Here is an 11,544-nt window from a genome sequence, read left to right as displayed (position 1 = left end):
AGGGTAAGGCTCCCAGTAGACGACTGGGTTGATAGGCCGGATGTGGAAGCCCAGTAATGGGTGGAGCTGACCGGTACTAATAGGCCGAGGGCTTGTCCTCAGTTGCTCGCGTCCACTGTGTTAGTTCTGAAGTAACGAACTCGCCCTTTGRCGGCTGGAGTTTGTTTATTTCATAGAGTTTCGGTGGTCATAGCGTTAGGGAAACGCCCGGTTACATTCCGAACCCGGAAGCTAAGCCTTTCAGCGCCGATGGTACTGCAGGGGGGACCCTGTGGGAGAGTAGGACGCCGCCGAACAATCATTGTGGGAAAGCCCCGCACCTTATGGTGCGGGGCTTTTCTGCGTTCCGGACCGGTGGCTACCCCTGTGCTCGTCGCCGTCGTGGCTGAGGGTAAGGTCAGGGGGCATCATCGGCACGTTCCCACAGGAGGCCCCCGGGTGGAGGTCCAGGAGACTCGCGTTCAGACGGACCGGGTCCTCACCATCCCCAACATCCTCAGCATGGCTCGCCTCGTCGGCGTGCCGCTCTTCCTGTGGTTGATTCTCCGACCCGTGTTCGGTGGTCCCAACAGCGACGGCTGGGCCCTGCTGGTCCTGATGCTGAGTGGCATCAGCGACTATCTCGACGGGAAGCTCGCCCGCCGCTGGAACCAGATCAGCAGCCTCGGCCGGCTCCTGGACCCGGCCGCGGACCGGCTGTACATCGTCTCCACCCTCATCGGGCTCACCTGGCGCGAGATCCTGCCGCTCTGGCTGACCGCCGCCCTTTTCGCCCGCGAGCTGATGCTCCTGGTGATGGTGGCAATCCTCCGCCGGCACGGCTATCCGCCGCCGCAGGTGAACTTCCTCGGCAAAGCCGCGACTTTCAACCTGATGTACGCCTTCCCGTTGCTCCTGCTCAGTGACGGAACGGGCTGGCTTTCGTCACTCGCTGAAGTTTTCGGGTGGGCCTTCGCCGGATGGGGTACAACTCTGTATTGGTGGGCAGGGATCCTCTACGTGGTCCAGGTCCGTCGACTCGTGAAGGCGGATACCGCGGCCGATTGAGCCCGTCTGTCCCGTGCCGTGCAGCGTCGCCGGCATGTACGAGGACGTCCGAGGGCAACCGAACGGACAGGTGAGGTCGGCCGGACCGTCGTCTCTTCAAGGAGGACGCTTCCGACATGAAGGCCGTCGTGATGGCCGGTGGCGAGGGAACTCGACTTCGCCCCATGACCTCGAGCATGCCCAAGCCTCTTCTGCCGGTGGCCAACCGGCCGATCATGGAGCATGTCCTGCGACTGCTCAAGCGGCACGGTCTCACCGAGACCGTTGTCACGGTGCAGTTTCTCGCCTCACTCGTCAAGAACTACTTCGGCGACGGCGAAGAACTCGGGATGGAGCTCACGTATGCCAACGAGGAGAAACCGCTCGGTACCGCGGGGAGTGTGAAGAACGCCGAGGAAGCGCTGAAGGACGACGCCTTCGTCGTCATCTCGGGCGACGCGCTCACCGACTTCGATCTCACCGACCTGATCGCCTTCCACAAGGAGAAGGGCGCTCTGGTGACCGTCTGTCTGACCCGGGTACCGAATCCACTGGAATTCGGCATCACGATCGTGGACGAGGAAGGAAAGGTCGAACGCTTCCTGGAGAAGCCGACCTGGGGACAGGTCTTCTCGGACACCGTGAACACGGGTATCTACGTGATGGAGCCCGAGGTCTTCAACTACGTCGAAGCGGATGTTCCGGTCGACTGGTCCGGTGACGTCTTCCCGCAGCTCATGAAGGAAGGCAAGCCCATCTACGGCTATGTCGCCGAGGGCTACTGGGAGGACGTCGGTACCCACGAGAGCTACGTCAAGGCTCAGGCCGACGTGCTCGAGGGCAAGGTCCAGGTGGAACTCGACGGCTTCGAGATCTCCCCGGGCGTGTGGGTCGCGGAGGGCGCCGAGGTCCACCCCGACGCCGTCCTGCGCGGACCGCTCTACATCGGCGACTACGCCAAGGTCGAGGCCGGTGCCGAGATCCGCGAGCACACCGTCATCGGCTCGAACGTGGTCGTCAAGAGCGGTGCCTTCCTCCACCGGGCCGTGATCCACGACAACGTCTACGTCGGTCAGCAGTGCAACCTCCGCGGATGCGTGATCGGGAAGAACACCGACGTCATGCGGGCCGCCCGGATCGAGGACGGCGCCGTCATCGGCGACGAATGCCTGATCGGCGAGGAGTCGATCGTCCAGGGGAACGTCCGCGTCTACCCCTTCAAGACGATCGAGGCCGGTGCCTTCGTCAACACCTCGGTCATCTGGGAGTCCCGCGGGCAGGCGCACCTCTTCGGCGCACGCGGGGTGTCCGGCATCCTCAACGTCGAGATCACGCCCGAACTGGCCGTACGGCTGGCCGGCGCGTACGCGACGACCCTGAAGAAGGGCTCCACGGTCACCACGGCGCGTGACCACTCACGAGGTGCCCGTGCGCTCAAGCGCGCGGTGATCTCGGCGTTGCAGGCGAGCGCCATCGACGTCCGCGACCTGGAGAACGTACCGCTGCCGGTGGCTCGGCAGCAGACGGCGAGAGGCAGCGCGGGCGGGATCATGCTGCGGACCTCGCCGGGCGTCCCCGACTCGGTCGACATCATGTTCTTCGACGAGCGCGGGGCCGACCTGTCGCAGGCCGGACAGCGCAAGCTGGACCGCGTCTTTGCACGTCAGGAGTACCGGCGTGCCTTCCCCGGCGAGATCGGCGACCTCACCTTCCCGGCGAGCGTCTACGACTCGTACACCGGCTCCCTGCTACGGAACGTGGACACCACCGGCATCGCCGAGGCGGGGCTCAAGGTGGTCGTCGACGCGTCGAACGGCAGCGCCGGTCTCGTTCTGCCGAGCCTGCTCGGACGGCTCCAGGTGGACTCGCTGACGATCAACCCGGGTCTCGACGAGTCGCGGCCCACGGAGTCGGCCGAGACCCGCAGGGCCGGACTCGTGCGGCTCGGCGAGATCGTCGCGTCGGCTCGGGCGGCGTTCGGTGTCCGGTTCGACCCGGTGGGCGAGCGGCTCTCCCTCGTCGACGAACGCGGGCGGATCATCGAGGACGACCGATCACTTCTGGTCATGCTCGYCCTGGTCGCCGCCGAGCGGCGCTCGGGGCGGGTCGCGCTGCCCGTGACGACCACCCGGATCGCGGAGCAGGTCGCCGCGTACCACGGGACCCAGGTGGAGTGGACGACGACCTCGCCGGACGACCTCACCCGGGTCGGCCGGGAGGAGTCGACGATCTTCGGTGGGGACGGGCGCGGCGGGTTCATCATCCCCGAGTTCAGCAGCGTCTTCGACGGTGCGGCGGCCTTCGTCCGCTTGATCGGCCTGGTCGCGCGGACCCAGCTCACGCTGAGCCAGATCGACGCCCGCATCCCGCGGGCGCACGTCCTCAAGCGGGACGTCGCGACGCCGTGGGCCGTGAAGGGCCTCGTCATGCGCCGGGTGGTGGAGGCCGCCGGCGACCGGTCCGTGGACACCACCGACGGCGTGCGGGTGGTGGAGGCGGACGGGCGCTGGGTGATGGTGCTGCCCGACCCGGCGGAGGCCGTCACCCATCTGTGGGCGGAGGGTCCCGACGACACCTCGGCCCAGGCCCTGCTCGACGAGTGGTCGAGCGTGGTCGAGAGCGCAGGTCAGTAGCCGGATGTGGCCGGTGGACCGGGTGGTGTCCGAGTGACACCCCCGGTCCGCTGGTGGGGCCATTCGGCGGTAGCACCCGCGACGTGCGACGATGTGCGGCATGTCGCAGCAGCCCCCCGTTCGGAGCACCGGAGCACCACCCCCGCGTCCGGACGCCTCCATGTCGCTGCTGAACAACGTGATCGACCACGCGCTCGACGACGGATACGCGGAGGCGTCCGCCCGGCGCGAGGCGGAGGGCGGCGGCCTGCCGCGGACCCTGCGAGCCAAGCTCGGTCTGGCGGCCGGCCTCGTGCTGGCCGCGGCCGTGGTCACGGTCGGCGCCGCCGAGGCGCGGATCTCCGCACCGGTCGTCGCCAAGGAGCGGCAGGAGCTCATCGACCGGATCGACGCCGAGTCCTCCGCGGCCGACCAGCTCGAGCAGGACGTCGAGAAGATCCGGAGCGAGGTCGGGGAGCGGCAGCGCAAGGCGCTGGAGCAGCACGGCGGCGACCAGGCCGAGCTCGTGGCCCTCCTCTCGGGCGCCACTCCGGTGCACGGTCCCGGGGTGAAGCTCGTCGTCGACGACGCCAAGGGCACCGACTCGGGTGGTGGCGGTCCCCGGGAGAGCAGCGGGTTCTCCGACACGGGCCGGGTGCGCGACCGGGACATGCAGCGGATCGTCAACGGTCTGTGGGAGTCGGGCGCCGAGGCCGTCGCGATCAACGGGCAGCGGCTGACGTCGCTCTCGGCGATCCGGGCCGCCGGCGACGCCATACTGGTCGACAACAAGCCGCTGGTGCCGCCGTACACGGTGCTCGCGGTGGGGGACGGGCAGCGGCTCAGCACCGCGTTCCAGGACAGCGCCGACGGTCAGTACCTGCACGCGCTGCAGGAGAACTTCGGCATCCGGACCCGCATCTCGGCCGAGGCCGACGTGCGGCTTCCGGCAGCACCGAGCCTGATCGTACGCACAGCAGAGCCGAGGGGAGCCGGGGCGGCCAAGCCCACCGGGCGGGCCACGGCCGACACAGGGAAGGGCACATCTTGATCGCCGTACTGGGCCTGATCGTGGGAGTGGTGGTCGGACTTTTGGTCCGGCCCGAGGTTCCGGCGGTGGTCGAGCCCTATCTTCCGATCGCCGTGGTGGCCGCCCTCGACGCCGTCTTCGGCGGTCTGCGGGCCATGCTGGACGGGATCTTCGTCGACAAGGTCTTCGTCGTCTCCTTCCTCTCCAACGTGGTCGTGGCCGCGCTGATCGTGTTCCTCGGCGACAAGCTGGGCGTCGGCGCTCAGCTGTCGACCGGCGTGGTCGTCGTCCTCGGCATCCGCATCTTCTCCAACGCGGCCGCCATCCGGCGGCACGTGTTCCGGGCGTGAGGCCGATGAGCGACCACAGCGACGAGCACAAGCCGAAGCACGCCGGCGGTCATCCGCCCCGGCACGGCGACGAGCACCCCCACAAGCACGCCGCCCCCAAGCACGCGCAGGGCGACGAGGACACGAGGCGCGAGGTCGCGGAGGGCCCCGAGGGCTCGGCCGGCGCCGAGAGCGGTGCCACCGCGCCCGGGGACGGTGATGCCCGCTCCGAGGGTTCCGCACGCCCCGGCGGTCCCGTCGGCCGGCCGCTCCCGCCAGCTCAGTCCGCCGCCGAAGCGCCCGCCGCTCCCGCGGACCCGGTCCAGGACGCCCCCGAGGAGTCCGGGCCGGCGATGACGGGCCGGCAGCGGCTCGCCGCCGGGCTGTGGCCGCCGCGCGTCAGCCGGGCCCAACTCATCGTCGCCGTGCTGCTGTTCGTCCTCGGCCTCGGACTCGCCATTCAGGTCCGGTCGACCAGCGACAACAGCGCGTTGCGCGGCGCCCGCCAGGAGGACCTGGTGCGTATCCTCGACGAACTCGACGACCGCACCCAGCGTCTGGAGGACGAGAAGACCCGCCTGGAGAGCCAGCGCTCCGAGCTGGAGTCCAGCTCGGACCAGGCCGAGGAGGCGCGCAAGCAGACGCAGGAGAAGGAGAGCCAGCTCGGCATCCTCGCCGGCACCGTCGCCGCCGAGGGCCCGGGGATCACGCTCACCATCAACGACGGCTCAGGCGCGGTCGAGTCGGACATGCTGCTCGACGCCATCCAGGAACTGCGGGCCGCCGGCGCCGAGGCGATCCAGGTCAACGATGTGCGGGTGGTCGCGGACAGTTACTTCTCCGGTGGGGACGGTGACATACAGATCGATGGAACGAAGGTGACCGCTCCGTACGTCTTCAAGGTCATCGGCAAGCCCGAGGATCTCGAGCCCGCGCTCAACATCCCCGGTGGCGTCGTGCAGACGCTGGAGAAGGAGCAGGCCACAGCCACGGTGGCCCGGTCCGAGAAGATCATCGTGGATGCCTTGCGACCTGCGAAGCGGCCTGACTACGCTCAGTCGTCCTCGCAGTGAGGCGGGGGCGTATGGCGGTCGCGCGACATGGGGATGACGTTGCGGGGGGTCGCCGCACCACAAGCGTGGTGCGTGGTGGAAACTGTCCGGAGGGTATGGACGTTGTGAAGATGTCCCGGTCGGCAGGTGTGTTGAGTCAGGGTTCGTCCTGCCCCACGGGCGGGTCTGTTTCGGTCAAGGGGAATCGCCCGTGAAGTGGTTTGCGAAGTTGTTCGGCAAGAGCGCAAGCGAGGACGGCGGCAACGCCAGGCACCGCGCTCCGCGCCATGCCCAGAGTGAGGAGCAGGGTGGCGAGCGCCCGCTGTTCCGCGACGAGGTCGGTGGACACGGCGCGTCGTCTGTTGACCCTGCCGGTGCCGCCCGCATAGGTTTCGGGGAACCATCAACCTCAAGTACGGGTGGAGGGTTCACCCCCGACCCGTACGCGACCCAGGCCTCCGCGGGTCAGCCGCGGCAGGAGGATCCGTCCATGCCGGTGTGTACGAGGTGCGGTCACCGCAATGCCGCGGACAGTCGGTTCTGCTCCCACTGCGGCGCGCCGCTGCGGGGCGGGGTCGCTCCGGAGCGACCCTCCGAGACCACGTCGACGATCTCCATCTCGGGCCTCGAGGCCTACTACGACTCCGAGGCCACCGGTCAGACGGCGGTTCCGTCGCTGTCTCCCGAGGCCCTGGCCGCCGTCGAGGCGCTCCCGCCGGGTTCCGCCCTGCTGGTGGTGCGCCGGGGACCGAACTCCGGCAGCCGCTTCCTGCTGGACAGCGAGCTGACCACGGCCGGCCGGCACCCGCAGAGCGACATCTTCCTCGACGACGAGTCGTCGTCGGTGTCGCGCCGCCACGTGGAGTTCCGCCGGCAGCCCGACGGCACCTTCGTGGTCGCCGACGTCGGCAGCCTCAACGGCACGTACGTCAACCGGGAGCCGATCGACGCGGTCGTGCTGTCCAACGGCGACGAGGTGCAGATCGGCAAGTACCGGCTGGTGTTCTACTCGAGCCAACGGGGCGTGTGACGCCTCGGGGAAGCCGTCAGGGAAGGTCCATGCTGCGTACACCGACGGGCGGTGCCGGACACGGCACCGCCGCCGCGGGAGACCGGCTGGTGAGCATCGGGACGGTGCTGAGCCAGCTGCGCGACGAGTTCCCCGAAGTGACCATCTCCAAGATCCGGTTCCTGGAGGCCGAGGGGCTCGTCGAGCCCCGGAGGACGGCCTCCGGATACCGGAAGTTCAGCCCGGAGGACGTCGAGCGGCTCGCTCGCATCCTGCGGATGCAGCGGGACCACTATCTTCCGCTGAAGGTGATCCGGGAGCATCTCGACGCCCTCGCCCGGGGCGAGACGGTCAAGCTCCCCTCGCCCAGCCCGCAGCGGGACCTGCTGGACGGGGCCTGGGACGGCGACCCCGACCGGCCGACCGCCGCACGGGTGGGGCGTGCCGAGCTGCTCGCCGCCGCCGAGGTGGACGAGTCGGAGCTGGCGGAGTGGGAGTCGTACGGACTCATCACGCCGGGCCCCGAGGGCGGCTACGACGCCGAGACGGTCACCGTGGCGCGACTTGTCGCGGATCTGGGGAGATTCGGTCTGGAACCTCGTCACCTCCGGGCCGTCAAGGCCGCCGCCGACCGCGAGGCGGGGCTGGTCGAACAAGTCGTCGCACCCCTGCGCCGGCACCGTAACCCGCAGACCAGGGCCCATGCGGAGGCCACCGCGAAGGAGCTCGCCGGGCTCTCCGTCCGGCTCCACGCAGCCCTGGTCCAGACCGCCCTGGGGCTCCGTCTGCCGTGATCTTGGGGGAGCCCGACTACCCAAACCGGTCGAGCACGTCCTAGGGTTGCTGTGTGAACGAGCTCGACGTTGTGGGTGTCCGGGTGGAAATGCCCTCCAACCAGCCGATCGTGCTCCTGCGTGAAGTGGGAGGCGATCGGTACCTCCCCATCTGGATCGGACCGGGGGAGGCGACCGCGATCGCCTTCGCCCAGCAGGGCATGGCTCCTGCCAGGCCGCTGACGCACGACCTCTTCAAGGACGTGCTGGAGGCCGTGGGCCAGGAGCTGACCGAGGTCCGCATCACGGATCTCCGTGAAGGGGTCTTCTACGCGGAGCTGGTCTTCGCCAGCGGTGTCGAGGTGAGCGCCAGACCTTCCGACGCGATAGCGCTGGCTCTGCGCACGGGTACACCGATCTTCGGAAGCGACGGCGTGCTCGACGACGCCGGTATCGCGATTCCGGACGAACAGGAGGACGAGGTGGAGAAGTTCCGCGAGTTCCTCGACCAGATCTCCCCCGAGGACTTCGGGACCAACAGCCAGTGAGCCGGGCCGGCCGCTGATCCGGACCGTTCCCGACGGTTCCGGTCGGTGGGCCGGCCTCTCGCTTCCGATGGCCGGAAGTCGACTGCCGTTGACAGGGTGGTGTCAGAGCATTCGAGTAGCCTTTCCCGGAAGAGAGACACGGGAAACCACTCTCAGGGTGATTATCACTCGGCGTGCCGAGTGTGGCGATCGTTGACGCACCCCGAGTGACTGCCTACCTTCGTGTGGGCAGGTCAAGGACGGAGGGTCGGCGTGATGAGCAGCGGCGACGGTACGGCAGGGGGCTCTCTCGGGCGGGCGCCCGCGGAGAGCGGTCCGTATCCGCTTCACGGCAGGGCGGGCGACCTCGGGACGGATGCCGGTGCGGGTACGGACACCGTGGGATACCGCGGCCCGACCGCGTGCGCGGCGGCGGGGATCACGTACCGCCAGTTGGACTACTGGGCCCGGACGGGGCTCGTCGAACCGAGCGTACGTCCCGCCTACGGCTCCGGGACGCAACGGCTCTACAGCTTTCGGGACGTCGTCGTCCTCAAGATCGTCAAGCGCTTCCTCGACACCGGGGTCGCGCTGCAGAACATCCGTGCCGCCGTCCAGCACCTCCGCGCCCGCGGCTTCCGCGATCTGGAGCGGATGACGCTGATGAGTGACGGGGCGACCGTCTACGAGTGCTCCTCGCCCGACGAGGTCGTGGACCTCCTCCAGGGCGGGCAGGGCGTCTTCGGCATCGCGGTCGGCGTGGTCTGGCGTGACGTCGAGTCCGCGCTGTCGCAGCTGCACGGGGAGCGCGTCGACACCGGCGAGACCCTCGTCGGGCACAACCCGGGGGACGAGCTCGCGCGCCGGCGCCGCGACCGGGCCGTCTGAGCGGGCGTCCGTCCCGGCTCCGCGTGCCCCCGGGGGCGGGCGCGGGAGCCCGGTCCCGCGCGTGGGTCCCGTTGTCAGTGGCGTAGGGGAGCATCGGAGATGTGAGAGCCGCGCCGACGATCCTGCATCTGGACATGGATGCCTTCTTCGCCGCCGCCGAGCAGGCCGCGAAGCCGAGTCTCCGCGGGAAGCCGGTGGTGGTCGGAGGCCTCGGCCCCCGAGGCGTCGTCGCGACCTGTTCGTACGAAGCCCGCCGTTTCGGTGTCCACTCGGCGATGCCGATGCGGCAGGCCCGCCGGCTCGCGCCCAACGCCGCCTATCTCGTGCCGCGCTTCGCCTTCTACCGCGCGATCAGCGAACAGGTCATGGAGCTGCTCGGGCGGCTCTCCCCGCTCGTCGAGCCGCTGAGCCTGGACGAGGCCTTCGTGGACCTGGAGGCCGGGGGTGCGGCCGAGGACACCGCGAGCGCGCGGGAGGCCGGTGAGCGGCTGCGCAGGGACATCCTCGAGGCCACGGGGCTGACGGGGTCGGTGGGGCTCGCGGGTTCCAAGATGATCGCGAAGATCGCCTCGGAGGAGGCGAAGCCCGACGGGCTCGTGCTCATCGAACCGGGGACGGAGCGGGCACTGCTCGGCCCGAAGTCCGTGCGGATCCTGCCCGGCGTCGGGCCGGCGACGGGGGAGCACCTGCGGCGGGCGGGGATGACCACGGTGTCGGACCTCGCGGAGGCGGGCGAGGACGAGCTCGTACGCCTGCTCGGACGGGCGCACGGGACCTCCCTGTACCGGATGGCCCAGGGGTACGACGACCGGCCCGTGGTGGCCGAGCGGGACGCGAAGTCGGTCTCGGTCGAGGACACGTTCGACGTGGACCTGCACGACCGGCTGCGGATCCGGATCGAGGTCGAGCGGCTGGCGGAGCGCTGTGTGGGCCGGCTGAGGGGTTCCGGGCACTCCGGGCGCACGATCGTCCTCAAGGTGCGGCGGTACGACTTCTCCACCCTCACGCGGTCCGAGACCCTGCGCGGACCGACCGACGACCCGGTGGTGGTCCGGGAGGCGGCGGGACGGCTGCTGGAGTCCGTGGACACGACGGGCGGGATCCGGCTGCTCGGCGTCGGCGTGAGCGGCCTGGCGGACTACACCCAGGAGGACCTCTTCGCCCAGGCGGAGGCGCGGGCGGAGGAGACGGGGGCGCGACCGGAACCGGCGGACGCGACGGGGACGGGTCCGGAGAGCGGACCGGCGGCGCGGGAGGCCGAGACGGCCGGTCCGGAACCGGAGCCGTCCGCCGCCGAGCGCCGCTGGGCACCCGGTCACGACGTACGGCACTCCGCGTTCGGGGCCGGCTGGGTGCAGGGCAGCGGCGTGGGGCGGGTCACCGTCCGCTTCGAGGAGCCGGGCTCCGCACCGGGCCGGGTACGCACCTTCCTCGTCGACGACCCGGAGCTGGCGCCGGCGGACCCGCTGCCCCTGGTCGAGGGCGGGCCGACGGGTGCGCCGGCCGCCCCGGCGGGGCAGGGGCCCGGAGGGTCCTGACCCCTGCCGCGGCGCACCCGGTGGGTTTCGGGTCGGTCAGACGTCGCCCTGCCCCGCCAGGCGGCCGAAGTCGCGGTCCGGAGGCGGCGGGGGGAGGGCGATGTCGTAGTGGCGGTAGAGCTGGAGTTCCTGCTCGGGGGAGAGGTGCCGGCCCACGCCGAAGTCGGGGGCGTCCTTGATCAGGGCGCGTTCGAACGGGATGTGGAGGCCGTCGCCGACCAGCTCGCTGGGCTCCAGGGGGACGAAGGCGTCCCGGCTGAAGAGGCCCGTGCGGACCGCCGCCCATTCGGGAACCCCGGTCGCGTCGTCCAGGTACACCTCGTCCACGGTGCCGATCTTGTGTCCGTTGCGGTCGAACGCCTTGCGGCCGATCAGGCTGCGCGGATCGATGTCGGTCTGCACGGTCCCTCCAACTGGTCGCAACTGCTCTACAAGGACTACGAAAGTGCACATCTGGGATGTCGGCCACTTGAGCGACGGAGAGCGGAACCTCGCTGGTAGGCTGGCTGTGGCTGCTGACCCCGTGCGGGAGAGTCCTCCGGAGAAACCTTTCGGAGGCGCCGAAGGAGCAAATCCTCCCCGGAATCTCTCAGGCCCCTGTACCGCACGGACGAGGTCACTCTGGAAAGCAGGGCGGGAGTCGTCCGACGACATCCGCCCTCACCGACGGTGAAAGCCGGCGCGCTCCTTCGGCATGCCGGTGAAACTCTCAGGTTGAGATGACAGAGGGGGAGGCCGTCCGGGTACCCGCGCCGTGGTG

The 11,544-nt window shown here is 69.7% G+C and carries 11 protein-coding genes, 1 rRNA gene and 1 riboswitch; of the genes, 11 read left to right on the top strand and 1 reads right to left on the bottom strand.

The annotated features are described in order from the left end of the window. The first annotated feature begins 179 nt into the window (after nt 1–179). From rrf to EAO71_RS07550, 11 genes are all read left to right on the top strand, one after another. Nucleotides 180–296, top strand: a 5S ribosomal RNA gene (gene rrf / locus EAO71_RS07600). A gap of 142 nt (nt 297–438) precedes the next feature. Continuing rightward, nucleotides 439–1,047 (top strand): CDP-alcohol phosphatidyltransferase family protein, encoded by a 609-nt coding sequence (locus tag EAO71_RS07595; protein ID WP_147977019.1) that lies wholly within the window; start codon nt 439–441, stop codon nt 1,045–1,047. A 116-nt stretch (nt 1,048–1,163) separates the two neighbouring features. Beyond that, nucleotides 1,164–3,659, top strand: coding sequence for a mannose-1-phosphate guanyltransferase (locus EAO71_RS07590; protein WP_147977018.1), 2,496 nt, complete (start codon nt 1,164–1,166; stop codon nt 3,657–3,659). A 100-nt stretch (nt 3,660–3,759) separates the two neighbouring features. Then, the gene (locus EAO71_RS07585; RefSeq protein ID WP_147977017.1) at nt 3,760–4,689 is read left to right on the top strand and encodes a DUF881 domain-containing protein; all 930 of its coding nucleotides are present in this window, start codon (nt 3,760–3,762) and stop codon (nt 4,687–4,689) included. Continuing rightward, on the top strand, nt 4,686–5,018 hold the full coding sequence (locus EAO71_RS07580; protein ID WP_015032176.1) for a small basic family protein: 333 nt from the start codon (nt 4,686–4,688) through the stop codon (nt 5,016–5,018). The genes EAO71_RS07585 and EAO71_RS07580 overlap by 4 nt, the downstream gene beginning before the upstream one ends. A 5-nt stretch (nt 5,019–5,023) precedes the next feature. Continuing rightward, nucleotides 5,024–6,070, top strand: a complete 1,047-nt coding sequence (locus EAO71_RS07575) for a DUF881 domain-containing protein (protein ID WP_261992053.1) — start codon at nt 5,024–5,026, stop codon at nt 6,068–6,070. Between the two features lie 82 nt (nt 6,071–6,152). Next, on the top strand, nt 6,153–7,079 hold the full coding sequence (locus EAO71_RS07570) for an FHA domain-containing protein (RefSeq protein WP_187282729.1): 927 nt from the start codon (nt 6,153–6,155) through the stop codon (nt 7,077–7,079). A gap of 29 nt (nt 7,080–7,108) precedes the next feature. Then, nucleotides 7,109–7,852, top strand: a complete 744-nt coding sequence (gene ftsR, locus EAO71_RS07565) for a transcriptional regulator FtsR (RefSeq protein ID WP_147977015.1) — start codon at nt 7,109–7,111, stop codon at nt 7,850–7,852. 53 nt (nt 7,853–7,905) lie between these two features. After that, nucleotides 7,906–8,379 carry a bifunctional nuclease family protein gene (locus EAO71_RS07560; RefSeq protein ID WP_005475662.1) on the top strand — a complete coding sequence of 158 codons (474 nt, stop codon included), beginning with the start codon at nt 7,906–7,908 and terminating at the stop codon, nt 8,377–8,379. A gap of 255 nt (nt 8,380–8,634) precedes the next feature. After that, entirely contained in the window at nt 8,635–9,246 is a 612-nt protein-coding gene (locus EAO71_RS07555; RefSeq protein WP_187282596.1) for a MerR family transcriptional regulator, read from the top strand. Nucleotides 9,247–9,347: 101 nt separating this feature from the next. After that, complete coding sequence (locus EAO71_RS07550; RefSeq protein WP_147977013.1) at nt 9,348–10,784, top strand: DNA polymerase IV; 1,437 nt, start codon at nt 9,348–9,350, stop codon at nt 10,782–10,784. A 36-nt stretch (nt 10,785–10,820) separates the two neighbouring features. Here the strand turns inward: EAO71_RS07550 and EAO71_RS07545 are convergent, their stop codons facing one another. Then, nucleotides 10,821–11,237: a PRC-barrel domain-containing protein gene (locus EAO71_RS07545; protein ID WP_147977012.1), complete on the bottom strand. Its 417-nt coding sequence runs from the start codon at nt 11,235–11,237 to the stop codon at nt 10,821–10,823. 63 nt (nt 11,238–11,300) lie between these two features. Beyond that, nucleotides 11,301–11,399, top strand: a riboswitch (glycine riboswitch). The last annotated feature ends 145 nt before the right edge of the window (nt 11,400–11,544 follow it).

The sequence above is a fragment of the Streptomyces sp. MS191 genome (assembly GCF_008042125.1).
In the GTDB taxonomy this organism is placed as follows: domain Bacteria; phylum Actinomycetota; class Actinomycetes; order Streptomycetales; family Streptomycetaceae; genus Streptomyces.
The sequence above is the reverse complement of the archived record's forward strand: the minus strand, read 5'-3'. Positions and strand labels throughout refer to the sequence as shown.